The 23809-nt window shown below is 70.1% G+C and carries 19 protein-coding genes, 1 tRNA gene and 3 pseudogenes; 6 read left to right on the forward strand and 17 right to left on the reverse strand.

What is annotated here, in order from left to right:
* Positions 1–42: 42 nt before the first annotated feature.
* The 4 genes from ABZ818_RS18370 to ABZ818_RS18385 form a co-directional block, all read right to left on the reverse strand.
* A complete protein-coding gene (locus ABZ818_RS18370; protein ID WP_361415463.1) occupies positions 43–1479 on the reverse strand; it encodes a GH1 family beta-glucosidase in 1437 nt (478 codons plus the stop codon).
* 173 nt (positions 1480–1652) lie between these two features.
* Entirely contained in the window at positions 1653–2543 is an 891-nt protein-coding gene (locus ABZ818_RS18375; RefSeq protein ID WP_361415571.1) for a carbohydrate ABC transporter permease, read from the reverse strand.
* Positions 2544–2569: 26 nt separating this feature from the next.
* The gene (locus ABZ818_RS18380; protein WP_361415573.1) at positions 2570–3577 is read right to left on the reverse strand and encodes a sugar ABC transporter permease; all 1008 of its coding nucleotides are present in this window, start codon (positions 3575–3577) and stop codon (positions 2570–2572) included.
* Positions 3578–3582: 5 nt separating this feature from the next.
* Entirely contained in the window at positions 3583–4950 is a 1368-nt protein-coding gene (locus ABZ818_RS18385) for an extracellular solute-binding protein (protein ID WP_361415465.1), read from the reverse strand.
* A 367-nt stretch (positions 4951–5317) separates the two neighbouring features.
* Between ABZ818_RS18385 and ABZ818_RS18390 the strand changes: the two genes are divergently transcribed.
* Entirely contained in the window at positions 5318–6373 is a 1056-nt protein-coding gene (locus ABZ818_RS18390) for a LacI family DNA-binding transcriptional regulator (RefSeq protein WP_361415467.1), read from the forward strand.
* On the opposite strand, the gene ABZ818_RS18395 is transcribed toward ABZ818_RS18390, so the two are convergent.
* The gene (locus ABZ818_RS18395; RefSeq protein ID WP_361415469.1) at positions 6342–6806 is read right to left on the reverse strand and encodes an ankyrin repeat domain-containing protein; all 465 of its coding nucleotides are present in this window, start codon (positions 6804–6806) and stop codon (positions 6342–6344) included. The genes ABZ818_RS18390 and ABZ818_RS18395 overlap by 32 nt on opposite strands.
* A 42-nt stretch (positions 6807–6848) precedes the next feature.
* A pseudogene (locus ABZ818_RS18400) lies at positions 6849–6974 on the reverse strand (CGNR zinc finger domain-containing protein); the annotation flags it as partial.
* Between ABZ818_RS18400 and ABZ818_RS18405 the strand changes: the two are divergent.
* A pseudogene (locus ABZ818_RS18405) lies at positions 6963–7517 on the forward strand (phosphodiesterase); the annotation flags it as partial. The pseudogenes ABZ818_RS18400 and ABZ818_RS18405 overlap by 12 nt on opposite strands.
* A 205-nt stretch (positions 7518–7722) precedes the next feature.
* Here ABZ818_RS18405 and ABZ818_RS18410 read toward each other — a convergent pair.
* The 4 genes and pseudogenes from ABZ818_RS18410 to ABZ818_RS18425 all read right to left on the reverse strand — a co-directional run bounded on the left by ABZ818_RS18410 (position 7723) and on the right by ABZ818_RS18425 (position 10533).
* Positions 7723–7795, reverse strand: a tRNA-His gene (locus tag ABZ818_RS18410).
* A gap of 111 nt (positions 7796–7906) precedes the next feature.
* Positions 7907–8515, reverse strand: a complete 609-nt coding sequence (orn, locus tag ABZ818_RS18415) for an oligoribonuclease (protein WP_361415471.1) — start codon at positions 8513–8515, stop codon at positions 7907–7909.
* A 138-nt stretch (positions 8516–8653) separates the two neighbouring features.
* Entirely contained in the window at positions 8654–9871 is a 1218-nt protein-coding gene (locus ABZ818_RS18420) for a helix-turn-helix domain-containing protein (RefSeq protein ID WP_361415473.1), read from the reverse strand.
* Between the two features lie 378 nt (positions 9872–10249).
* A pseudogene (locus ABZ818_RS18425) lies at positions 10250–10533 on the reverse strand (hypothetical protein).
* A 477-nt stretch (positions 10534–11010) separates the two neighbouring features.
* On the opposite strand from ABZ818_RS18425, the gene ABZ818_RS18430 reads away from it, so the two are divergent.
* Both ABZ818_RS18430 and ABZ818_RS18435 read left to right on the forward strand, forming a co-directional pair.
* Positions 11011–11538, forward strand: coding sequence for a universal stress protein (locus ABZ818_RS18430; protein ID WP_361415475.1), 528 nt, complete (start codon positions 11011–11013; stop codon positions 11536–11538).
* Between the two features lie 149 nt (positions 11539–11687).
* Positions 11688–12254: a GPR1/FUN34/YaaH family transporter gene (locus tag ABZ818_RS18435; protein ID WP_361415476.1), complete on the forward strand. Its 567-nt coding sequence runs from the start codon at positions 11688–11690 to the stop codon at positions 12252–12254.
* A 217-nt stretch (positions 12255–12471) separates the two neighbouring features.
* On the opposite strand, the gene glmS is transcribed toward ABZ818_RS18435, so the two are convergent.
* From glmS to ABZ818_RS18450, 3 genes are all read right to left on the reverse strand, one after another.
* Positions 12472–14289 (reverse strand): glutamine--fructose-6-phosphate transaminase (isomerizing), encoded by a 1818-nt coding sequence (gene glmS / locus ABZ818_RS18440; protein ID WP_361415477.1) that lies wholly within the window; start codon positions 14287–14289, stop codon positions 12472–12474.
* A gap of 13 nt (positions 14290–14302) precedes the next feature.
* Positions 14303–14560, reverse strand: coding sequence for a hypothetical protein (locus tag ABZ818_RS18445; protein WP_361415479.1), 258 nt, complete (start codon positions 14558–14560; stop codon positions 14303–14305).
* Between the two features lie 112 nt (positions 14561–14672).
* Positions 14673–15581, reverse strand: a complete 909-nt coding sequence (locus tag ABZ818_RS18450) for a DUF4429 domain-containing protein (RefSeq protein WP_361415481.1) — start codon at positions 15579–15581, stop codon at positions 14673–14675.
* Between the two features lie 125 nt (positions 15582–15706).
* Between ABZ818_RS18450 and ABZ818_RS18455 the strand changes: the two genes are divergently transcribed.
* The gene (locus tag ABZ818_RS18455; RefSeq protein WP_361415483.1) at positions 15707–17296 is read left to right on the forward strand and encodes a beta-N-acetylhexosaminidase; all 1590 of its coding nucleotides are present in this window, start codon (positions 15707–15709) and stop codon (positions 17294–17296) included.
* A 64-nt stretch (positions 17297–17360) separates the two neighbouring features.
* Here the strand turns inward: ABZ818_RS18455 and ABZ818_RS18460 are convergent, their stop codons facing one another.
* Entirely contained in the window at positions 17361–19130 is a 1770-nt protein-coding gene (locus ABZ818_RS18460) for an IucA/IucC family siderophore biosynthesis protein (RefSeq protein WP_361415485.1), read from the reverse strand.
* Complete coding sequence (locus tag ABZ818_RS18465) at positions 19127–19678, reverse strand: GNAT family N-acetyltransferase (protein WP_361415487.1); 552 nt, start codon at positions 19676–19678, stop codon at positions 19127–19129. Before ABZ818_RS18465 ends, ABZ818_RS18460 begins: the two co-directional genes overlap by 4 nt.
* Positions 19679–19800: 122 nt before the next feature.
* Between ABZ818_RS18465 and ABZ818_RS18470 the strand changes: the two genes are divergently transcribed.
* Positions 19801–21102 carry an RNA-guided endonuclease TnpB family protein gene (locus ABZ818_RS18470; protein ID WP_361415489.1) on the forward strand — a complete coding sequence of 434 codons (1302 nt, stop codon included), beginning with the start codon at positions 19801–19803 and terminating at the stop codon, positions 21100–21102.
* Here ABZ818_RS18470 and ABZ818_RS18475 read toward each other — a convergent pair.
* On the reverse strand, positions 21029–22270 hold the full coding sequence (locus ABZ818_RS18475; RefSeq protein WP_361415575.1) for a SidA/IucD/PvdA family monooxygenase: 1242 nt from the start codon (positions 22268–22270) through the stop codon (positions 21029–21031). The two genes, ABZ818_RS18470 and ABZ818_RS18475, sit on opposite strands and share 74 nt — an antisense overlap.
* 52 nt (positions 22271–22322) lie before the next feature.
* Entirely contained in the window at positions 22323–23765 is a 1443-nt protein-coding gene (locus ABZ818_RS18480; protein WP_361415491.1) for an aspartate aminotransferase family protein, read from the reverse strand.
* Positions 23766–23809: the final 44 nt, after the last annotated feature.

The raw sequence follows: 23809 nt of genomic DNA on the forward strand, positions 1-23809 counted from the left end.
CCCCCGATCCGGCCGGGGCGCGCTGGGGGGCCGGACGGGCCGTCAGGCGGCGTCCGGCGGCGGCAGCTCCCCGGTGCGGGCGGCCTTGCCGTACCAGTGGGCGCTGGACTTCGGGGTCCGGGCGAGGGTGGTGTAGTCGACGTAGACCGCGCCGAACCGCTTGCCGTACCCGTAGGCCCACTCGAAGTTGTCCATCAGGGACCACAGGTAGTACCCGCGGACGTCCGCGCCGTCGGTGATGGCCCGGCGCACCGCCGCCAGGTGGGAGTGCAGGTAGGCGATGCGCTCCGGGTCGTGCACGCGGCCGTCGGCGTCCACCTTGTCGTCGTAGGCGGCGCCGTTCTCGGTGACGTACAGAGTCACCCCCGGCGCCTCCCGGGAGTAGCGCATGATCAGCTCGTGCAGGCCGCCCGGGTCGATCGTCCAGCCCATCTCGGTGCGGTCGCCCGGCGTCTGGTGGAACGCCACGTCGTCCGCGCCGGGCCACGGCGAGTGAGCGCTCGCCCCGTGACCGTCGGCCCGCGGGCCCTCCGCCGCCGTGTCCGCCGCCGACACCAGGGCCGGCGTGTAGTAGTTGAGGCCGAGCGCGTCCAGCGGCTGGTGGGCGGCGCGCAGATCGCCGTCCAGGACGTAGGACCAGTCCGTGATCGACGAGGTGGCCTCCAGCAGCGTGGCCGGGTACGCCCCGTGCAGCATCGGGCCGTGGAAGACCCCGTTGGCCAGGTCGTCGATCTTCCGGGCCGCCGCCAGGTCCGCCGGGTCCTGCGAGACGGTGCGGACCACCGAGGAGTTGAGGCTGACCGCGACCGAGTTGCGGGCCGGCATCACCGACCGCAGCGCCTGCGCGCCCAGGCCGTGCGCCAGGTTCAGATGGTGGGCCGCGCGCAGCGTGGCCGCGGGCTCGGTGCGGCCCGGCGCGTGCACCCCGGAGCCGTAGCCCAGGAAGGCGGTGCACCACGGCTCGTTGAGGGTGATCCACTGCTCCACCCGGTCGCCGAGCGCCTCACCGACGATCTGCGCGTACTCCGCGAAGCGCAGCGCGGTCTCGCGCTCCGGCCAGCCGCCCGCGTCCTCCAGTTCCTGCGGCAGGTCCCAGTGGTAGAGGGTGACCGCCGGCTTGATCCCGCGCTCCAGCAGCTCGTCCACGAGACGGCGGTAGAAGTCCAGGCCCACCTGGACGGCGGGGCCGCGGCCGGTCGGCTGCACGCGCGGCCAGGAGATGGAGAAGCGGTAGGCGTTCAGGCCCAGGTCCGCCATCATGGCCACGTCATCGCGGTAGCGGTGGTAGTGGTCGACAGCGATGTCACCGGTTTCGCCACCGGCGGTCTTGCCCGGGGTATGGCTGAAGGTGTCCCAGATCGAGGGCGTACGGCCGTCCTCCCGCACCGCCCCCTCGATCTGGTACGCGGAGGTCGCGGCGCCCCAGAGGAAGGCGGGCGGAAAGGTCACCGGGGTCACCGGCTGAGCGGACTCAGGCATGGAAGCGCTCCCATAGATGGTCGTGAAAGACCGACGGTTCGAAAGGGGAGGGTGGACAGGGATCGACGTGGACAGAGGGACAAGGGGCCGGGACCACGGTGACCCGGCCCCCGGAAAGGCGGGGGTGTGCGCGGCGGCCGGGCCGCCGCGCGTGAGAGGACGGGCCGCGGGCGTCAGCCCTTGACCGCGCCTTGCATGATGCCGCCCACGATCTGCTTGCCGAAGATCGCGAAGACCAGCAGCAGCGGCAGCGTGCCGAGCAGCGCGCCCGCCATGATCAGGGACTGGTCGGGGGTGTAGCCGCGGCCCAGGCCCGCGAGGGCGACCTGCACGGTCGGGTTCCCGGTCTGGGTCAGCACCAGGAAGGGCCACAGGAAGTCGTTCCAGGTCTGCACGAACATCAGCATCCCCAGCACGGCCATCGCAGGACGCGCCGCCGGGAACACCACGTGCCACACCACGCGCCAGCTGCTCGCGCCGTCCACCCGGGCGGCCTCGATGACCTCGTCCGGCAGCGCCTGGAGCAGGTACTGCCGCATGAAGAACACACCGAACGCGCTGACCAGCGACGGCAGGATCACCGCCTGCAACTGGTCGGTCCAGTCCAGCTTGGCCACCATCATGTACAGCGGGATGATGCTGAGCTGCGGCGGCACCATCATCGTGCCGATCACGATCAGCATCAGCGCGCCCCGGCCCCTGAAGCGCAGCTTGGCGAAGGCGAAGCCGGCGATCGTGGACAGGAACACGACCGTCGCCGCGGAGATCCCCGCCACGATCGTGGTGTTGACGAACGCCTTGCCCAGATTGGCGTCCGTCCAGGCGACCTGGAGGTTGTGCATCAGGTTCGAGCCGAACCAGAAGGGCGGCGGGGTCTGCGCCAGCCGGTTGTTGTTCCGGGACGCGGCGATCGCCGTCCACACCAGCGGGAACAGCGACCCGATGGTGAACAGGGCCAGGATCACGTACGCGATCGGGCCGGCGTGCAGCTGCCCGCCCGCGCGGGCGGCCTTGGGCCGGTGGGTCCGGCGCGGTCCGGCGGTCGGCGTCTCGGGTTCGGTCAGGGTCGTCGTCGTCACGGCCGGTCTCCTTAACTACTGGCGCGCAGCCGGCGCGAGATGACGTAGTTGACCACGCCGATCACGATCAGGATCAGGAACATCGTCCAGGCGATCGCGGAGGCCCGGCCCAGGTGCTGGTTCACCCAGCCCTGCTCGTACAGGTACAGGCCCAGCGTCTGGAACTGGTGCTCGGCACCGCCGGAGGCGCCCTTGTTGGCGTCGAACAGCAGCGGCTCGCCGAAGACCTGGCTGGCGCCGATGGTCGACACCACGGCGGTGAACAGGATGGTCGGGCGCAGCTGCGGCAGGGTGACGTGGAAGAACTGCCGGAACCGGTTGGCACCGTCCAGGGCCGCCGACTCGTACAGGTCGTTCGGGATGGCCTGCATCGCCGCCAGGTAGATCAGCGCGTTGTAGCCCGTCCAGCGCCAGATGATGATCGTGGAGACGGCTATCTGGGAGGGCCACTTGTCGTTCTGCCAGTCGATGTTGTCGAAGCCGACCGCGTGCAGCACCCAGTTGATCATGCCGTAGTCGCGGCCGAAGAGCAGCACGAAGACCAGGGAGGCGGCGGCGATCGAGGTCGCGTACGGCGCGAGCATCGCGACCCGGTAGAAGGTCGAGGCGCGCAACCGGTAGTTCAGGATGTGCGCCAGGCCCATCGCCATCAGCAGCTGCGGAACCGTGGAGATGAGGCCGATGGTCAGGGTGTTCCGCGCCGCGTTCCAGAAGAACTCGTCGTCGAAGATCCGGGTGTAGTTGCGCAGCCCGGCCCACTCCATGTCGGTCGGCGCCGTCAGCTCCACCGTGTGCAGCGAGGCCCATGCCGTGTAGATCAGCGGGAAGAGCCCGAAGGCGACGAACAGCAGGAAGAACGGCGAGACGAACGCGTACGGGCTCCACCGCATGTCCCGCTGCCAGCGGCGGGACAGCCGCGCCCGGCGCCGGTGCTCCGCGTCGGCAGTGTCGGTCTCCGCCGGGCGGCCCGGGGCCGCGCCCCCCTCCGGGGGCGCGGCGGTGTCGTGCCGGGTGGCCATACCGGTCACTTCTCCAGGTTGTTGTCGATGGTCTTCGTGGCCGTCTTCCAGGCGTCGGCGGGCGACTTGCCCTTCGTCACGAGGATGACGCCGTTGTCCGTCAGGCCCTGCTGGACGATCTGGTCCTTCGGGCCGATCGTCTGGACCGGGATGGACTTGGCGGCCTCCGCGAAGATCCCCCCGATGGGCGCGTCACCGGTCATCTCGTTCTTCGCGTCGGTCACCGACGGCATGGTGTAGGCGCCCGGCGCGCTCGGGAAGCTGCCCTGGACGGCGAACAGCTTCGCCTGCTGCTCGGGAGCCGTCAGCCAGGTGATGAACGCCGTCGCCTCCTTCACGTGCTTGCCGCTCTTGGGCACGGCCAGGAAGGAACCGCCCCAGTTGCCGCCCTTGGGCGGCACGGCCACGTCCCACTTGCCGGCCGCGTCCGGCTGCGACTTGCCCTTGATGGTGCCGAGCATCCACGGCGGGCAGGCGACGGTGGCGAACTTGTTGTTCGCGATCGTCTGGTCCCAGGCCGGCTGGAACTGCGTCTGCGACTGGACCAGACCCTCCTGGGCGGCCTTGGCCGTCAGGTTGAAGGCGGCCTTGACGGCGGGGTTCGTCTTGTAGATGACGTTGCCGGAGGCGTCGTAGAACTTCTCCTCCTCACTGCTGAGGATCGCGTTGATCAGGCCGCCGGGGGAGTCCATGAAGTAGGTGCCCTTGGGTGCCTTCTTCTTGAACGTCTCGCCCGCCGCGACGAACTTGTTCCAGTCGCCCGCCCACAGCTTGCCGACCTCCTCGCGGTCGGTGGGCAGACCGGCCTGCTGGAAGAGGTCCTTGCGGTAGCAGATCGCCATCGGGCCGATGTCGGTGCCGAGGCCGATGGTCTGGTCGTCCTTGGTGGTGGCCTGCTGCCACTTCCAGTCCAGCCAGTTGCTCTTGTCCACGCCCGAGGCCTTGGAGAGGTCCTCGAACTTGCCCGCCTGGGTGGCGACGACCTCGGCGATGTTGCCGACCTCGACGGCCTGGACGTCCATCAGGCCGCTGTTGGTGGTCAGGTGGTTGACGAGCGCCGGGTAGTAGTTCTCATTGCGCTCGGTGACGTTCTCCTGAATCTTGATGTCGGGGTGCAGCTTCTCGTACTCGGCGTAGAGGCCGGCCTCCTTGAAGCCCATCGTGCCGAAGAGGCCCATCGTGATCGTGACCTTGGCACCGCCGCCGTCGCCACCGCCGTTCGACGAGCCGGACTCGTCTCCGCTGTCGCTGGAGCAGCCGGCCAGCAGCCCGGCGCCCAGCGACGCGGCCGCCGCCAGGACCACCGCCTTGCGGGCGATGGGGGTCCCCCCACTCGAACGAAGTCGAGACTGGGGGAGGAAACGTGCTCGCATTGCGTCCTCCTGTTGCCCTGACGTGCCGACCCCCCGGCCAACTGCATGTTGGGCCCGTTTTGTACTCGCTGCGGCTCGGGCGGGGAACGTGCGGGTTGTGTATGTGTCAGGTACTGTGGGAGCGCTCCCACCAGTGATGTGTTGAAGAGTCGCGGGTTCGAGTGGGGGTGTCAAGGGTGTGAGCGAGGACAAATGCGTTCAGTTATCGGCCTGTTAACTAACGCGGGAGGGGGAGGTCCTCGATCCGGGTATGCGGAGCCGCCCCGTCCCCAGGGGCCCGCCGTGGCGGCCCCGGGCACGGCGTCCGCGCTCGGGAGACTGTTACATTCCAGGCCAAGGCGGTTTCGACGGCGGAAGGGCGGAGCCAATGACAGGCCACGGAGCGCGGGGCCGGAGCGGCGGTCGGCCGACCCTCGAAGAGGTCGCCGCGCGGGCCGGCGTCGGCCGCGGCACCGTCTCGCGGGTGATCAACGGCTCGCCCCGGGTCAGCGACGCCACCCGGGCCGCCGTCGAGGCGGCGGTGGCCGAGCTCGGCTACGTCCCCAACACGGCCGCCCGCGCCCTCGCCGCCAACCGCACCGACGCGATCGCCCTCGTCGTGCCCGAGCCGGAGACCCGCTTCTTCGCCGAGCCGTACTTCTCGGACATGCTGCGGGGGGTCGGCGCCGGACTGTCGGACACGGAGATGCAGTTGCTGCTGATCTTCGCCGGCAGCGACCAGAAGCGGCAGCGGCTGGCCCAGTACCTGGCCGCGCACCGGGTGGACGGCGTCCTGCTGGTCTCGGTGCACGCCGACGACCCGCTGCCGGACATGCTGGCCCAGCTGGAGATCCCGGCTGTGATCAGCGGTCCGCGGTCGGCGGGCGAGACCCTGACCTCGGTGGACTCCGACAACTACGGAGGCGCCCGCTCCGCCGTGGAGCACCTGATGGCTCGCGGCCGCCGCACCGTCGCCCACATCACCGGCCACACGGACGTCTACGGTGCCCAGCGCCGCGTCGACGGCTACCGCGAGGCCCTGCGGGACGCGGGCCTGGAGGTGGACGAACTCCTCGTGGCCCAGGGAGACTTCACCGAGGGCGGCGGCCGCCGCGCGATGACGCGCCTGCTGGAGCACCGCCCCGACCTGGACGCCGTCTTCGCCGCCTCCGACGTCACGGCGGCCGGCGCCCGCCAGGTGCTGCGCGAGGCGGGCCGTCGCATCCCCGACGACGTGGCCCTCGTCGGCTACGACGACTCCGCCATCGCCCGCCACATGGATCCGCCCCTGACCAGCGTCCGCCAGCCCATCGAGGAGATGGGCCGCGCGATGATCGACCTCCTGCTGAACGAGATCGCCGACCGCCGCCCGGCGGTCTCCCGGGGGCTGGAGCGACGGCAGCTCGTGCTGCCTACGGAGCTGATGGTGCGGACGTCGTCGTAGCGGGCCTGGGGTCGCCGCGTCGGGTGGCTCCCGCCGCGACGAGGAGGGCGACGGTCGCGGAATGGGAATCGGCGACCGCCCACTCCAGGGGAGTGCGGCCCGTGCCGTGGTCCTCACGAAGATTCGGATCGGCGCCGTGCGCCAGCAGTTCGCGCACGGTCTCGGTGTGCCCCCAGCAGGCGGCCGCGCACAGCGGCGTGCCCTCCGATCCGTGCCCGCTCTCGGCGTCCGGGCAGGCCCCGGCCGCGAGGAGCAGCCGGGCCATCTCGACCTGCCCTTGCACGGACGCCGCATAGAGCGGGGTGGTGCCCTCCCTGTCCGCTCGCTCCGGATCGGCGCCGGCCCGCAACAGCTCCTCCGCGCGGGCGATGTCGCCCAGCATGGCCGCCGTGACGAGGTGACCGGAGAGCTTCTTGCGCCGCCGTCGGTTCATGGCTGTCGAGCTTACCGGCCCCGGCGCGCGGTCCTGGGCCGGTCAGGAGGAAGCGGAACCACCGTCGGCCCCCATGCGCTGACGCCTGTAGTGGCGAGCCGCTCGGGCGCGGTTTCCGCATGACGGCTTGCACCACTCCTGCCGCCCGTGGCGGCGGCACCATTCCCGGTGCTCACCTGCCCGGGCAACCACGACGCGCGTCCGGCCTACCGCAAGGTCCTGCTCGGAGAGGCACCCGACCGGGGCCCCGTCAACCGGGTCCACCAGGTCGCCGGTGCCGCCGTCCTGATGTGCGACTCCACCATCCCGGGCCACGACGAGGGGCGCCTCGACGCGGCGACGCTCGACTGGATCGACACCACCCTCACCGGACTGCCGCGGGACATGCCGGCGCTGATCGCCTTCCACCAGCCGCCGGTCGAGCTCCACCACCCGCTGCCCGACTCGGGAATGCTCGAACAGCCGGGGCACCTGGCCGCCCTGCTCGACGCACATCCTCGGGTGGTCGCCGTCCTGACCGGGCACGCCCCCACCGCGGCCGCTTCGGTCTTCGCCGGCCGTCCGCTGATCGTCGGGCCGGCCGTCACCTGGACCCTGCGCATGCCCTGGGAGGGCGACTCCCCGGCGGACCGGGACCAGCCGCCCGGCCTCGCCTTCCACGTCCTCGGCGACGACCGGCGCCTGACCACCCACTACCGTGTCGTTCTCTGACGCTCGCGTCCGGCCGAACTGCCGCTGAAGCAGAGGACCTTCGCGTCAGATCGGCTCGCCGCGAAGGGCCTTGCGGACGGGATGGCGGGCGGGCCGGAAGGGCGGTCAGGGCCGCCAGAGCGGCCGGCGCCGGGGCGGCCCGCCCGCAACTGACACGACAGAGGCCGGTGACCTGGGGTATCAGGTCACCGGCCTCTCGGTGAAGGGTGAGTGACGGGACTCGAACCCGCGGCATCCTGGACCACAACCAGGTGCTCTACCAGCTGAGCTACACCCACCATGACCGGTCAGAGGGATTCTGCGGTTTCCCCGACCGGCCGAGAAGAAGTCTACAGGGTCGGAAGGGGTGCTCGCGCACGGGTTTCGCGGCGCCCCTTCGCGGAGCCCCGCTACGCCTGCTGAGCAGGCAGGACGTGCTTCGCCGCGATCGCCTTGGCGGTGTCGGAGTCGGGACCGGGCTGCGGGACGAAGACGGCCTCGCGGTAGTAGCGCAACTCCGCGATGGACTCGCGGATGTCGGCCAGGGCGCGGTGGTTGCCGTTCTTCTCCGGGCTGTTGAAGTACGCCCGCGGGTACCAGCGCCGGGCCAGCTCCTTGACCGAGGACACGTCCACGATCCGGTAGTGGAGATAGCCCTCCAGCGTCGGCATGTCGCGCAGCAGGAAGCCGCGGTCGGTGCCGACCGAGTTTCCGCACAGCGGGGCCTTGCCGGGCTCCTTGACGTACTCCCGCACGTAGGCCAGGACCTGCTCCTCGGCGTCCTTGAGTGTCGTGCCGCCGGCCAGCTCGGTGAGCAGGCCGGACGCGGTGTGCATCTCACGCACCACCTCCGGCATCGTCTCCAGCGCCGAGTCCGGCGGCCGGATGACGATGTCGACTCCCTCGCCGAGTACGTTCAGCTCGGAGTCGGTGACGAGGGCGGCCACCTCGATGAGCGCGTCGTCCGACAGCGAGAGGCCGGTCATCTCGCAGTCGATCCACACCATGCGATCGTTCATGTGTCTCACCTTACGGCGCCCCGCCGCGACCCGGACCGACTGTGCGGCGCCCTTGTCGGGCAACGGCAGGCGCGCGGCCCTGAGCCGGGACGGCCGGATGGACGGGACCAGAAGGCCCGTCCACCCTGCCGCCGTGGGTCAGGAGCCGCCGCGCTGGCCCGGAACGCTCGCCGACAGGGCCGCCGTGCGGCGCGCCTGGTGGGGCACCTGGCCCTCCGGGTGGAAGGAGGGCAGCGGCGACGCGGGACCGGCCGGTGCCGCCGCGGAGTGCGGTCCCGGGCCGCCCGGCATGCCGGCCGTCCCCGACACGAGGTCGCCGTCCCCCGGCCGCTCGTTCTGCGGCCGCCGCGCCCGGTAGGCCGCCCGGTACGCCGCCGGGGACGAGCCCAGCTGCCGCCGGAAGTGGCCGCGCAGTGCCACGGGGGAGCGGAAGCCGCAGCGGCCCGCCACCTCGTCGACCGAGTAGTCGGACGTCTCCAGCAGCCGCTGCGCCTGGAGCACCCGCTGGGTGATCAGCCACTGCAGCGGCGCGCTCCCGGTCAGGGAGCGGAAGCGGCGGTCGAACGTACGCCGGCTCATGTACGCCCGTGCCGCCAGCGTCTCCACGTCGAACTGCTCGTGGAGGTGCTCCAGCGCCCAGGCGACGACCTCGGCGAGCGGGTCGGCGCCGATCTCCTCCGGTAAAGAGCGGTCCAGGTAGCGTTCCTGGCCTCCGCTCCGGCGAGGCGGGACCACCAGCCGCCGGGCCAGCGCGCCCGCCGCCTCGTTGCCGTGGTCCGAGCGCACGATGTGCAGGCACAGGTCGATCCCGGCCGCCGTACCCGCCGACGTCAGCACGTCGCCGTCGTCGACGAACAGCTCTCTGGGATCCACGTGCACCGACGGATAGCGCTTGGCCAGCGTCGGCGCGTACATCCAGTGCGTGGTCGCCGGCCGGCCGTCCAGCAGCCCGGCCGCGGCGAGTACGAACGCCCCGGTGCACAGGCCCACGATGCGGGCCCCCTCCTCGTGCGCCCGGCGCAGTGCGTCCAGCGCCTCCTCCGGTGGCGGCGAGGTGATCGAGCGCCAGGCCGGCACGACGACCGTGCCCGCCCGCGAGATCGCCTCCAGGCCGTGCGGTGTGGTGAGTTCCAGGCCCCCTGTGGTCCGCAGCGGGCCTTCCTCGCCGCCGCACACCAGTAGTCGGTAGCGCGGTACGCCGGCGTCCTGGCGGTCAACCCCGAACACCGACAACGGTATGGAACTCTCGAAGATGGGGCCGCCGCTGAACAGCAGCACCGCGACGATCTCCTTGCGGCGTCGCCCGGAAAGCTTCCGGGCCGCGGTTTCCGGCGCGGCAGTGGAGTCGTGGCTCATACTGCTAAGCCCCCCTCGGTGGTCGCGGCTCCTCGGTTGTGTCGCTCCTGCACGTTTCCCCTCGGTCCTGCACGGGTCCCCCGCCGTAAGACAGTCAAGATCGAATCTACTGCGTCCCGCCGTGCCGTGTTGACCAGTTCGTCACCCGGCACATTGTCGATATGGCAACTTGGCGTGAAGCATTCGATCACGAAGCGTTGCACTCGAGGAGCGTGCAGGGAAGTGCGCCTCGTGGTGGTGGCCAATCCACGTAGGGTGCGCGGTGCCGCGGAGGCCCTTTCCGTGCAGGTCGAACGGGGGGTGAGGGGTGCTTAGGCCGGAGAATGCACGGATACGAGAAGTTGGCTGAAAAGCTACGTCCGCGTGCGCAAAAACCGGTCAGCCGACCGGTGCCGTTCCGCCCAGGTGCCGACCGCCCCGGTGCGCCCCGGTCCCCGTTCGTGGTGGCGGCCCCGGTGCGGGACGCGCTCCTCGGCGCGCAGCCGGGCCGCCTCGCGTTCGGAGCGGCGCAGCAGCGCCCGACAGGCCCCGGTGGCGGCCGCGAGGCCCAGGGCGGTGCCGGCGGCGCCGGCGAACGACGTGCCGTACCAGAGCAGGACCACGGGGACGAGTACGCAGCTGAAGACAGCCCAGCGCACCACCTCGCCCGCGGTGTCGCCCATGGCGCCGTCCTCGCCGCCGGCCGCGGCGCGCTGCCCGGTGTCCTGTGCGATGCCCGGTGTGGTGTCCCGTGCGGGGCCCGGGTGTCGGTCGGGGACGGTGCGGGGTCCGGACACGGCGTGCTCCTTGCGGCGGCGGTTCTCCGGGTTCAACGCCTGTTCGATCGGTCGGTCACCGTGCGGGCTCCACGCGGCCGCCCGGTACCCCGCGCGACTCCCCGACGGCGCCCCGCCGTTACCGTGATCCTGTCCGTCGCGGAAAGTGAATCCCGTACAAACCGCCTGTACGGGGCACCAACCATTGCGTTACGGGCGTGGCTCGTGCATGCTCCGGTGAACCGCCACGGAGAGTGCGCGGGATCTGGGCTAAGGAGGCGTGCCGCCGTACCCTTGGGGGTATGGGGACGGGAAGACCATTCCCGGACACAGCTTCGCCGCAGACTGTCGTCCCCGACAAAGGATCACATCCCCGAGACAGCCATGGCCGGTCACGAATTCTTCGAACCCGCGGACCGCAAGCGACCGCTCGCCGACCCCACGGCGGCCGATCCCCAGGCGGCAGAAGAGCCACGTCATCCCTGCGATCCGGCGTTCAAGCACGGCGTCGTCGTCGGCTTCGACGGATCCACCTCCAGTGAGCGCGCCCTCGCCTACGCGATCGGCATGGCGCAACGAACCCACTCGGGCCTGATCATCGTGCACGTCGCCAACCGGCTGCCCACCACGGTGTGGGCGGGCTGCGAGCCCCCCGTCTTCGTGGACGTGCCGGACCACCGCACCGAGGTCCTCGGTCTCGAACTCGCCTGCGCGGAGTACCTGGCGGAGGTGCCCTGGATCCTCGTCGAGCGCGGCGGCGACATCTGCCACGAACTCGAAGAGGTGGGCAAGGAGTACGAGGCGGACGCGATCGTCGTGGGCTCCACGCACGGGCTCGTGGGGCGCCTGTTCGGCTCGGTCGCGGGCCGGCTCGCCAAGCGCGCGCAGCGGCCGGTCGTCGTCATCCCCTAGCCGGTTCCGCCCCGGTCGGGCCGACGTTCGCCAAATCCCTTTCCGGTCATGACTTTCCGCGAAGCTACTCGCACGTAGAGGTGTTTGTGCCCTTGTGAAGGGCATATACCGGTCACCGCACAACTGCGCAGGCATGAAGGGAGCTTGCCGTGGCCAACGACGTCTCTGCGGGAAGCACCACGACCACCATCCTCGGCCGACTCGCCCTCGGTGTCACCCTGCTGGCCTTCGGCCTCGGGTACACCGAAGTCATCAACGGAGTGACGGCGAACGACTCGGTGACACTCGCTCACTATGTGGGCGGCGTCGCGCTGTTCGTCGCCGGACTGCTGGCCTTCCGCGATCGCGACACCGCGACCGGTACGGCCTACTGTGCGCTCGGCGCCTTCTGGTTCACCTGGGCCGTCTCGGCGGGCAACCAGGTCTCCGGCAACGGCGCGGGGCTCTTCCTGCTCCTGTTCGCCCTCGTGGCCCTGACGTTGACGCTCGCCGGCGGCGACGTGCTCGGACAGGGCACCTACGGGCTGTTCTTCGTCTCCCTGGTGCTGCTCGCCATCGCACGCTTCGCCGACAACGGCGGCCTGGCGAAGGTGGGCGGCTGGTTCGCCGTGGCGGCCGGAGCGGTCGCCTGGTACGCGGCCACGGCGGCGCTCGCCCACTGGCCCACGGAACTTCCGCGACGCGCTGCCGGCCGGGGGGTGACGGCCACCGGTTAGCTGCGCGGGCTGGGGGGTTGGGATGCTCCCCGGCGGATGAAGACGGACCCCCGCGTGATGGGTGGCACACGTGGGGGTCCGTTTCTCACGGTTTGGCCCGTGCGGGCGCGTTGGGGCCGGTCGCTCCCCCGCGGCGGAGCCGCATATCGATACAGCCCCGTGCCCCTTCGGGCGCCCCTGCGGGGCGATCTGTCAGGGCACCGTTATCTACTCGCTCTTACTCCACCGTTACCGACTTGGCCAGGTTGCGGGGCTTGTCGATGTCCCGGCCCAGGGCCAGTGCCGTGTGGTAGGCGAGGAGTTGGAGGGGGATGCCCATGAGGATCGGGTCCAGTTCGTCCTCGTTCTTGGGCACGACGATCGTCTCGTCGGCCTTCTCCTGCTCCTGGTGGGCGACGGCGAGGATCCTGCCGCTGCGGGCCTTGATCTCCTCCATGGCCGCGCGGTTCTTCTCCAGCAGGTCGTCGTCCGGCACGATCGCCACCGTCGGCAGCGCGGGCTCGATCAGGGCCAGCGGGCCGTGCTTGAGCTCGGAGGCCGGGTAGGCCTCGGCGTGGATGTAGGAGACCTCCTTGAGCTTCAGGGAGGCCTCACGGGCCACCGGGTAGCCCCGGACCCGGCCGATGAAGAGCATCGAGCGGGCGTCGGCGTAGTCCCGGGCCAGCCGCTCGATCTCCTCCTCCTGCTTCATGATCTCGGAGATCTGCGCCGGCAGCCTGCGCAGGCCCTCGATGATCCGCTTGCCGTCACGCACCGACAGGTCGCGGATGCGGCCCAGGTGCAGGGCGAGCAGCGCGAAGGCGACGCAGGTGTTGGTGAAGCACTTGGTGGACACCACGCAGACCTCGGGCCCGGCGTGCACGTAGATGCCGCCGTCCGCCTCACGGGCGATGGCGGAGCCCACCACGTTGACGACGCCGAGCACCCGCGCGCCCTTGCGCTTGAGCTCCTGCACGGCCGCCAGCACGTCGTACGTCTCACCGGACTGGGAGACCGCGATGTACAGCGTGTCGGGGTCGACCACCGCGTTGCGGTAGCGGAACTCGGACGCCGGCTCGGCGTCGGCGGGGATGCGGGCCAGCTCCTCGATCATCTGGGCGCCGATCATGCCCGCGTGGTAGGAGGTGCCGCAGCCGAGGATCTTGACCCGGCGCACCGCGCGCGCCTCGCGGGCGTCGAGGTTGATGCCGCCGAGGTGCACGGTGGCGAACCGGTCGTCGATCCGGCCGCGCAGCACCCGGTCCACGGCCTCGGCCTGCTCGTGGATCTCCTTGTGCATGTAGGTGTCGTGGCCGCCCATGTCGTAGGAGGCGGCCTCCCACTCCACGGTGGTCGGCTCGGCGGTGGTGCGGGTGCCCTCGGTGGTGTACGTACGGAAGTCGTCGGCCTTGAGGGTGGCCATCTCGCCGTCGTCGAGGGTGACTATCTGCCGGGTGTGGGTGACCAGCGCGGCGATGTCGGAGGCGACGAACATCTCCTTCTCGCCGATGCCGAGCACGACCGGCGAGCCGTTGCGGGCCACCACGATGCGGTCGGAGAAGTCGGCGTGCAGGACGGCGATGCCGTAGGTGCCCTCGACCTGGCGGACGGCGGCGCGGACCTTCTCCTCCAGCGTCTCGGCCTCGGAGCGGGCGATGAGGTGGGTGAGCACCTCGGTGTCGGTCTCGGAGAGGAACTCCACACCGTCCGCCTGAAGCTTGCGACGCAGGTCGGAGGCGTTGTCGATGATGCCGTTGTGCACGACGGCGACCTTGTTGTCGGCCGACATGTGCGGGTGGGCGTTCACGTCGGAGGGGGCGCCGTGGGTGGCCCAGCGGGTGTGGGCGATGCCGGTGGTGCCCTTGAAGCGCGCCGGGACCTTGGCCTCCAGGTCGCGGACCCGCCCCTTGGCCTTGACCATCTTCAGGCCGGCCGTCTTCGGCGAGGTGACGGCGATGCCCGCGGAGTCGTAGCCGCGGTACTCCAGGCGCTGAAGGCCTTCCAGGAGCAGGGGGGCGACGTCACGCTTGCCGATGTATCCGACGATTCCGCACATGTACAGGTATCCCTCAGCCGTAGACGATCCGGCGCAGCTGCCGGAGGGAGAGTTCCGGCGGTGCCACCGCCCGGTATTTCAGGTCCGCCCCGATCCGTTCGAAGATCTCCGCGTTCACCAGCCCCTGGGCCTGGAGCTCGCGGTGGCGGCGACGGACGAACCCTTCGGTCGTCTCGTCGAAGTAGGCGAGCACGTCCTGGACCACCCGCAGCGCCTCGCCCCGGTTCAGGGGCGTGGACCGCGTCAGGTGATCAACAAGTTCGTCGTGCACCCGGTGGATTCTGGAGTAAGGGACGGGCTTTCGCAAGAAACCTGCCCGATTTCGGGCAGGAGGTGTCGGTGGGATCGTAGGGGCGAGGTGTCGGCGGCGCCCGGAGCGGTTCTCACATGCGTCTGAGGACCGCCTGCTTGGCCAGGGTGAACTCCTCGTCCGTGAGCACTCCCGCGCGGTGCAGTTCGCCCAGTTCGCGCAGCCGCCGCAGCAGGGCGTCGTGGTCCTCCTCGGCCCCCTCGGCGCCCCGGTCGGCGGCCGCGGCCTCCGCCGCGGCGGGCCCGCCCGGCACGGCCCCGTCCACAGTCCCGTCCACGGGCGCGGACGGATGCGGCAGCCGGGCCTGCACGGCCGCCGCGACCAGCGCCATCAGCGGGTCCCTCTTGAAACCCCACAGCTCCACGGCGTTCGGGTCGTGCTTGGGCGGGACGTCGGCGGGCGCGCCCCGCACGGTGAGGCGCAGGAAGCCGTTCTCCAGCCCGGCGGCGGGCAGCCACTCCACCGCGGTGATGTCGGCCAGCGCGAGCGTGCGGGCCCCGTTGGCGGCCTTGGCGTCCTCGGTCTTCCAGTTCCACTCCAGACGCACCCGCTCGCCGTCGAAGCTCGCCGTGCCGTCCCCGGCCAACACCGACAGCGGCAGCGCGGGACCGGGCAGCAGGTACTCCGTCACCGGGTCCGAGGGCACCTGCTCCAGCCGCAGGGCGTCACGGACCACGTCCACGAAGTACTCGGCGACTCCGTAGCGCCCGGACTCGACCAGCAGCTGATAGGGGTCGTGCGGCTCGGTCAGCCGGCCCGCGGTCGCGTGCAGCAGCGGATCGGCGCCGTCGCGCAACCGCAACCTGAGCCGCCCGGCCCGCTTGCCCTGCTCGAACGAAACGCCCGCCAGAGCGGCGAGCGGCACGCGGATCTCACCCAGGGTCCGGCGCAGCAGACCGACGTTCTTGTCCCGTCCCGGGGTCAGTCTCAGGGCGTCGTCGTCCAGGACCCACGTGCCGTCGCTCTGGATGATTTCCGTCATGGGGAGATTGTTTCACCGCATCTGCGAGAGAGTGGTCTATACCGTCGGGGCTCATGGAGTCCCCGAGCCGAACGAAGGGAGCGCATGTGAGACGGCACCACAGCACGACTCCCCGCAGAATCCGGATGCCCAGGACGAGCCGGGCCCTGGGCGCGCTGCTGCTCGTGGCGGCCGCCGGAGCCTTCACCGTGGGCGCCGTGCCCGCCGGGAAGGCGGCGCCCGCACCGGCCGCGACACCGCTGGGCCAGGTGGTCCCGGTCCCCGCCTCCGTCCAGGCGGGCGGATCCCCGTACCGCATCACGGCGGGCACCCACATCCGCGTCGACGGCTCCCGTGGGGCGCGCCAGGTGGGCGAGTACCTCGCGGACGTCCTGCGGCCCTCCACCGGCTACCGCCTGCCGCTGACCACACAGGGCGACGGCGGTATTCGGCTGCGACTGGCCAAGGGATCGTACGGCGCCGAGGGCTACCGGCTGGACAGCGCGGCGAGCGGGGTGACGATCACCGCAGGGGAGCCGGCCGGCCTCTTCCACGGTGTGCAGACCCTGCGGCAGCTGCTGCCCCCGGCCGTCGAGAAGAAGTCCGTGCAACCGGGCCCGTGGCTGGTCGCCGGCGGCACCATCCAGGACAGCCCGCGCTACGCCTACCGGGGCGCCATGCTCGACGTCTCCCGGCACTTCTTCACCGTCACACAGGTCAAGCGCTACATCGACGAACTCGCCCTCTACAAGATCAACAAGCTGCATCTGCACCTGAGCGACGACCAGGGCTGGCGCATCGCCATCGACTCCTGGCCGCGCCTGGCGACCCACGGCGGCTCCACGCAGGTCGGCGGCGGCGCGGGCGGCCACTACACCAAGGCCGACTACAAGGAGATCGTCCGCTACGCCGCCTCCCGCCATCTGGAGGTCGTGCCCGAGATCGACATGCCCGGCCACACCAACGCGGCCCTCTCCTCCTACGCTGAGCTGAACTGCGACGGCGTGGCACCGCCGCTGTACACCGGCACCAACGTCGGGTTCAGCTCGCTGTGCGTGTCCAAGGACATCACGTACGACTTCGTGGACGACGTCATCCGCGAGCTGGCCGCCCTCACCCCCGGCCGCTACCTGCACATCGGCGGCGACGAGGCGCACTCCACGAGCCACGACGACTACGTGAAGTTCATGAACCGGGTGCAGCCGATCGTCGCCAAGTACGGCAAGACGGTGATCGGCTGGCACCAGCTGACCGGCTCCACCCCGGCCAAGGGCGCGCTCGCCCAGTACTGGGGCCTGGACTCCACCAGCGCCGCGGAGCAGGCGCAGGTCGCCCAGGCCGCGCAGAACGGCACCGGGCTGGTCCTGTCCCCGGCCGACCGGGTGTACCTCGACATGAAGTACACCAAGGACACCCCGCTCGGACTGGCCTGGGCCGGCTACGTCGAGGTGCAGCGGTCCTACGACTGGGACCCGGGCAGCTACCTGCCGGGCGCGCCCGCCTCCGCGGTGCGCGGTGTCGAGGCCCCGCTGTGGTCGGAGACCCTGTCCACTTCCGCCCACATCGACGCCATGGCCTTCCCCCGGCTGCCCGGCGTCGCCGAACTCGGCTGGTCGCCCGCGGCCACGCACGACTGGAACACCTACAAGACGCGCCTGGCGGCCCAGGCGCCACGCTGGGACGCCCTCGGGATCGGGTACTACCGCTCCCCGCAGGTGCCCTGGCCCGCGCAGTAGGACAGCGGGAGGAGCAATCGGCGACGGGCACCCCTCCGGGGTGCCCGTCCGTCCGTGCCGGGGCTCACCGCCCCGCGAGGGGGTTCCGCAGGGTCCCGACCAGCTGGAGCGCCCCGGAGGGGTCCGCGAGGTCCACCATCTGCCGGTTGTCGCGCAGCTGGAGCCGGTTGAGGCAGGACAGCGCGAACTCGGGGGCGAACAGGTCGTACTGCCGGAACTTCCAGGCGAGTTCGGGCACCGACTCCTGGTACTCGCGGACCGCCTCGGCGACCGTCCGCCAGAAGTCGTCCTCCTCCAGGATCCCCTCGGTGGCGAGGCCCGCGGCCAGGAAGCGGAAGAAGCAGTCGAAGACGTCCGTGAAGAGGGACAGCAGCTTCTTGTCCTCCGGGACCTCCACCCGGATCCGCCGCACCTGGGGCGGCAGGGCGGCGTCCGGGTCCAGCACCGCGATCTCCTCGGCGATGTCCTTGAAGACCGCCCGCCGCACCTCGCCGTCCTCCAGCACCAGGATCACGTTCTCGCCATGCGGCATGAACACCAGGTCGTAGGCGTAGAAGCTGTGCAGCAGAGGAGTGAGGTAGACGCGCAGATAGCCGCGCAGCCACTGACTCGGGGACAGCCCGGAGCGTTCGATCAGCGCACCCGCGAAGGACGCGCCCTCGTGGTCCACGTGCAGCAGTGAGGCCATGGTGGCCAGGGACTCGCCGTCCCGCAGCGAGGGCACCGGGCTCTCGCGCCACAGCGCGGCCAGCATCTTCCGGTACGGCGAGTAGCGGTCCGTCGCCTCCTCGTACTCCAGGTGCCGGTAGCCGACGGCCGCCCGCTCGCGGATGATCGTCAGGCCGGTCGACTTCAGCGCCGGGTCGTCGGCGATGAGCTGGGCCAGCCAGTCGTTGATGGCCGGGGTGGCCTCCATGTAGGCGGCCGACAGCCCGCGCATGAAGCCCATGTTGAGCACGGACAGCGCGGTCTTGACGTAGTGCCGGTGCGGGTTCGTGCGGTTGAAGAAGGTCCGGATGGACTGCTGGGCCAGGTACTCGTCGTCGCCCTCGCCCAGGCAGACCAGGTGCCGGCGGGCGATCTCGGCGGCGAAGGTGACGGTGAGCTTGTTCCACCACTGCCAGGGGTGGACGGGGATGAGCAGGTAGTCGACGGGGTCGAGGTCCTGGCCGGTGAGGCGGGCGTGGAAGCGCTCGACGGTCTCAGCGCCCAGCTCCTCGCGCAGGAAGGCCTCGTACTCGATGCCGACGCCCGCCGTGAACGCCGCCCGTGAGCGGTGCGCCGCCAGCCACACCAGCCGGACGGGGCTCGCGGTCTCGGGGGCGTACGACAGGTACTCGTGGACCCCGAAGCCGAGCCGCCCGTTGTTGGCGACGAAGCAGGGGTGGCCCTCGGTCATGCCGCTCTCGATGTCCTGGAAGGAGCCCTTCGCCAGCTCGGCCGAGGTGACCTGCGGCTTGGCGAGCTTGTAGCAGGTGCTCGCCAGGGTGGAGGAGATCTCCTCCAGGTAGATCGGGAGGATCTCGTCGCTCAGCCCCAGCGATGCCTTGAACTCGATGAAGAAGTCCAGTGCGGCGAGCGGCAGTTCGGCGCCGTCGCGTCGGCGGGTGATCGAGTCCGGGTCCACCTGCCAGTGGTCGAGGGCGCGGCGGACGGCGGTGAAGCGGTAGTGGGTGAGGTCGTCGTCGCTGTGGACGACCCAGTGGTCGCCGTCCGGCCGGGGAGCGAGCAGCCGCTCGTGCGTGAACTCGGCGAGCGCCTTGCGTATGAGCAGGCGGTTGGCGCTCTCCCAGCGCTCCGGGGAGAGATGGGACACGGCGTCGGCGAGGGTCATGCCGTCACCTCCGTGGCCGAGGTGAACCGCTCCCGGGTGCAGAAGCTCAGCAACGCCGTCTTCTCGGGCTTGTCGATCTCGCGTTCCGGCACGAACCCGACGGCCGTGTTCAGCGCCTGCACGGCCTTGTTGCGCACGTCCGGCTCCACCACGACCCTGCGCGTCGCCGGATCCTCGAACAGGTGTCGCATCACGGCGGTGAGCACGGCCCGGGTGAACCCGTGCACGGGCGTGTCGGTCGGTGCGACCAGGAAGTGCATGCCGACGTCACCGGGTTCCGGCTCGTACAGCCCCACCAGCTCGCGGTGGGCCGGGTCGTACCGCTCCATCAGGAAGGCGGGCTCGCCGTCGTGCAGGCCGAGGAAGGCGTCGTGGTGGCGGTCGGCGGCGATCTCCATGTAGGCGCGCTCGACGTCCGTGAGCGTCGCGTCCCGCATCATCCAGAACGCCGCCTTGGGATGGGTGACCCAGCCGTGCAGCAGCTCGGCGTCCTTCAGGGGGCCGACGGGGCGGAACGTGAAGCTGCCCAGCAGTGGGGTGGTGCTCATCGAAAACTCCTCGGGTGCGTGTTCTTGTACAACAGGGGCCGTAGGCAATCGCGTTCATCAGTTCGGGTGTCGGCTCAGGAAAACCGCACCATGGACTTCGCTCTGCGGCTAGTTTGCGAGGCGTGGGGGAACAACGTGTGAAGCGAGCCTTCAAGTACCGCTTCTATCCGACACCGGAGCAGGCCAGGCAACTTACGGAGACCTTCGGCTGCGTCCGCAAGGTTTACAACATGGCGCTGGAAGTGCGCAGTCGGGCTTGGGCGGAGGAGCGCCGTCGGATTGGGTACGCGGAGACCTCTGCCATGTTGACCGCATGGAAGAAGGAGGATGAGTGCTCCTATCTTTCCGATGTATCCTCGGTTCCGCTTCAACAAACTCTGCGTCACTTGCACTCGGCCTTCGAGAGCTTCTTTACCAAGTGCTCTGGATATCCGCGGTTTATGTCGAGGAAGCGCTCTCGCTCGTCAGCGGAGTACACGCGGTCTGCTTTCAGATGGCGCGATGGCGAGCTGATTTTGGCAAAGATGCGAGCGCCGCTGGACATTCGTTGGTCGCGTCCCTTGCCTCCGGAAGCCCGGCCGAGCACCGTGACCGTGTCTCGTGACGCGGCTGGACGCTGGTTTGTCAGCCTTTTGGTTGAGGACCAGCCCCAGCAGCGGCGCCAGGTTGCCCATGCAGCGGCGGTCGGGATCGATGCCGGGCTTCACAGTCTCGTGACTCTGTCTACCGGTGAAAAGGTACCCAACCCCAGGTTGGGCAGGGAAAATTCCGGACGCCTGGCGAGAGCGCAGCGCGAGCTGGCCCGTAAGGAGAAGGGATCCAGAAACCAGGCAAAAGCCCGCCGGAAGGTCGCCCGCGTTCACGCGCAAATCGCCGACCGAAGGCGTGATTTTCTCCACAAGCTCTCGACTCGAATCGTCCAGGAGGACCAACTGGTCGCGATCGAGGATCTTCCCGTTAGCAACCTGGTGTGCAACCGCTCCCTGGCTCGATCTGTCGCAGATGCCTCGTGGGCCGAGTTGCGTAGAATGCTGGAGTATAAGTGCGCCTGGTACGGGCGCGAGCTTGTCGTCGTGGACCGCTACTTTCCGTCGAGCAGAATGTGCTCGGCTTGCGGCCTCGTACGTGACCCACTTCCACTTGATGTTCGTGAGTGGAGATGTAACGGGTGCGGCGCCCGCCATGACCGGGACCACAATGCCGCACAGAACCTTCTGGCCGCCGGGCAGGCGGTGTCGGCCTGTGGAGCCGGTGTAAGACCTCAGCGGAATCCCTCCGTGCGGGCAGTCGGTGACGAAGCAGGAAACCCCGTATCGCGAGCTGTGGGAGCCCCCGGCCCCGGGGGTGATGTCAAACGGCGAACTCCTGGAAGGCGATCGTCTTCTCGACCGGGTAGTGCTCGGTGCCGAGCAGCTCGCGGATGATGCAGCTGTTGCGGTACGCGCCCATGCCCAGGTCGGGGCTGGTGACGCTGTGGGTGTGCACGCCGGCGTTCTGGAGGAAGACGCCCCGGCCGGTGACGTCGATGGCGTAGTTGCGGCCGACGTCGTGGTTGCCGTGGGAGTCGTAGCGCAGCCGGTCCCGGATCGGCTTCAGGAACTCCGGTTCGGCGTACCGGTAGCCGGTGGCCAGGATCAGGCCCTCGGAGCGCAGTTCGAAGTCCCTCCCTTGCTCCTCCTGGCGGAAGGTGAGGGTGTACGCGCCGTCGTGGTGGACCGTCCCGGTGAGCGCGGAGTTGGTGAGCAGGCGGGTGGGGACCGGGCCGCCGAGGCTCTTCTGGTAGAGCAGGTCGAAGATCGCGTCGATCAGGGTGCCGTCGATGCCCTTGAACAGGCCCTTCTGCTGCTCGGTGAGGCGGTAGCGGGTCTTCTCCGGCAGCGCGTGGTAGTAGTCGATGTACTCCGGGGAGGTCATCTCCAGCGTGAGCTTGGTGTACTCCAGCGGGAAGAAGCGCGGGGAGCGGGTGACCCAGTTCAGCCGGTAGCCGTGGACGTCGATCTCGCCGAGCAGGTCGTAGTAGATCTCGGCGGCGGACTGGCCGCTGCCGACCAGCGTGATCGACTCCTTGCGCTGGAGCGCCGCCTTGTGCTCCAGGTAGCGGGAGTTGTGCAGGTGGTCGCCGGGCAGGTCGCGGCAGGCCTCGGGGAGGTACGGGGGCGTGCCCGTGCCGAGCACCAGCCGGCGGGCGCGGTACGCGGCTCCGGTGTGCGTCCGCACGGTGTACAGTTCGTCGCCCTCGTCGTACGTCACCTCGGTGACCGTCGTGCCGAAGCGGACGCTGCTCAGCCGGGACGCGGCCCAGCGGCAGTAGTCGTCGTACTCGACGCGCAGCGGGTAGAAGTTCTCCCGGATGTAGAACGAGTACAGGCGGCCCTTCTCCTTCAGGTAGTTGAGGAAGGAGAACGGGGAGGTCGGGTCGGCCAGGGTGACCAGGTCCGACATGAACGGGGTCTGGAGGTGGGCGCCGTCGAGGAACATTCCCGAGTGCCACTCGAAGTCGGGCTTGGACTCCAGGAAGACGCCGTTCAGTTCGGCGATCGGCTCGGTGAGGCAGGCCAGGCCGAGGTTGAAGGGGCCCAGGCCGATCGCCACGAAGTCGAAGGCGGTCTCGGGCTGTTCCGGGGCCCCGGGGGCCTCGGTCGCTTCAGGACGCGCGGTCAAGGGACTCCCCCAGGTACTGCTCGGCGTGGCCGGCGATCAGGTCGAGGACGGCGGTGAGGTCGTCGGTGGTGGTCTCGGGGTTGAGCAGGGTGAACTTCAGGTAGTGGCGGGCGGCGACCTTGGTGCCCGCGACCGCCGCGGCGCCGGAGGCGAACAGGGCCTTGCGGGCGTAGAGATTGGCGCGGTCGATCTCGGCCGGGTCGGTGACGGCTTCCGGGATGTAGCGGAAGACCAGGGTGGACAGCACCGGCTCGACGACGACGTCGAAGCGCGGGTCGGAGGCGAGCAGTTTCCAGCCCGCGGCGGCCAGGTCGCACACCTCGTCGAAGAGCTGTCCCACGCCGTCGGCGCCCATCACGCGCAGGGTCATCCACAGTTTGAGGGCGTCGAAGCGGCGGGTGGTCTGGAGGGACTTGTCGACCTGGTTGGGGATGCGCTCGGTCACCGCGCGACGCGGGTTGAGGTAGTCCGCGTGATAGGTGGCGTGCCGCAGGACCGAGGCGTCCCGGACCAGTACGGCGGAGGAACTCACCGGCTGGAAGAAGGACTTGTGGTAGTCGACGGTGACCGAGTCGGCGCGTTCGATGCCGGTGAGCATCTCGCGCCGGGTGGGGGAGACCAGCAGGCCGCAGCCGTAGGCCGCGTCGACGTGCAGCCAGGTGCCGAACCGCTCGCACAGTTCCGCGATCTCGGGCAGCGGGTCGACGGAGCCGAAGTCGGTGGTGCCGGCGGTGGCGACCACGGCCATCGGGACCAGTCCGTCGCGGCGACAGCGCTCCAGCTCGTGGGCGAGCGCGAGGGTCTGCATGCGCTGGTCGCGGTCGACCGGGAGGCAGACCACGGACTCGGGTCCCAGGCCGAGCAGCCGGGCGGATTTGCGCACACTGAAGTGGCTCGCCTCGGAGGTGAGGATCCGCAGCCCGGGGAGGGCGTCGCTCCCGGTCTCCTCGCGGGCCAGCAGCAGCGCCTGGAGGTTGGACTGGGTTCCGCCGGAGGTGAACACGCCGTCGGCGTCGGGGCCGAGGCCGATGCGGGCGGCCGTCCAGTCGATGAGCTTGCGCTCGATCAGGGTGCCGCCCGCCGACTGGTCCCAGGTGTCGAGGGAGGAGTTGACGGCGGACAGGATGGCCTCGCCGAGCACCGCCGGGATGACGGCCGGGCAGTTGAGATGGGCGAGGTAGCGGGGGTGGTGGAAGTAGACGGCGTCCTGGAGGTAGACCTCCTCCAGTTCGTCGAGGGCCGCCGTGGTGTCGTTCAGCGGCCGGTCGAGGTCGATCCGCTCGATGCGGGGGGCGAGGGCGTCGGCGGTCACGCCCGTGAACGGCCGGTCCGTGGTGGCCAGTCGGGCGGCCACCCGCTCCACTCCTTCTGTCACGGACCGGCGGTAGTGCTCCGCGGTCAGGTCATTGAGCAGGTGTGAGCGCATGTGGGGGGTCCTCCGGTGGGGTGGGGACGGTCCGTGCGGGACGG

Origin of the sequence: Streptomyces sp. NPDC047453 (genome assembly GCF_040643155.1) — a bacterium.
GTDB lineage: Bacteria > Actinomycetota > Actinomycetes > Streptomycetales > Streptomycetaceae > Streptomyces.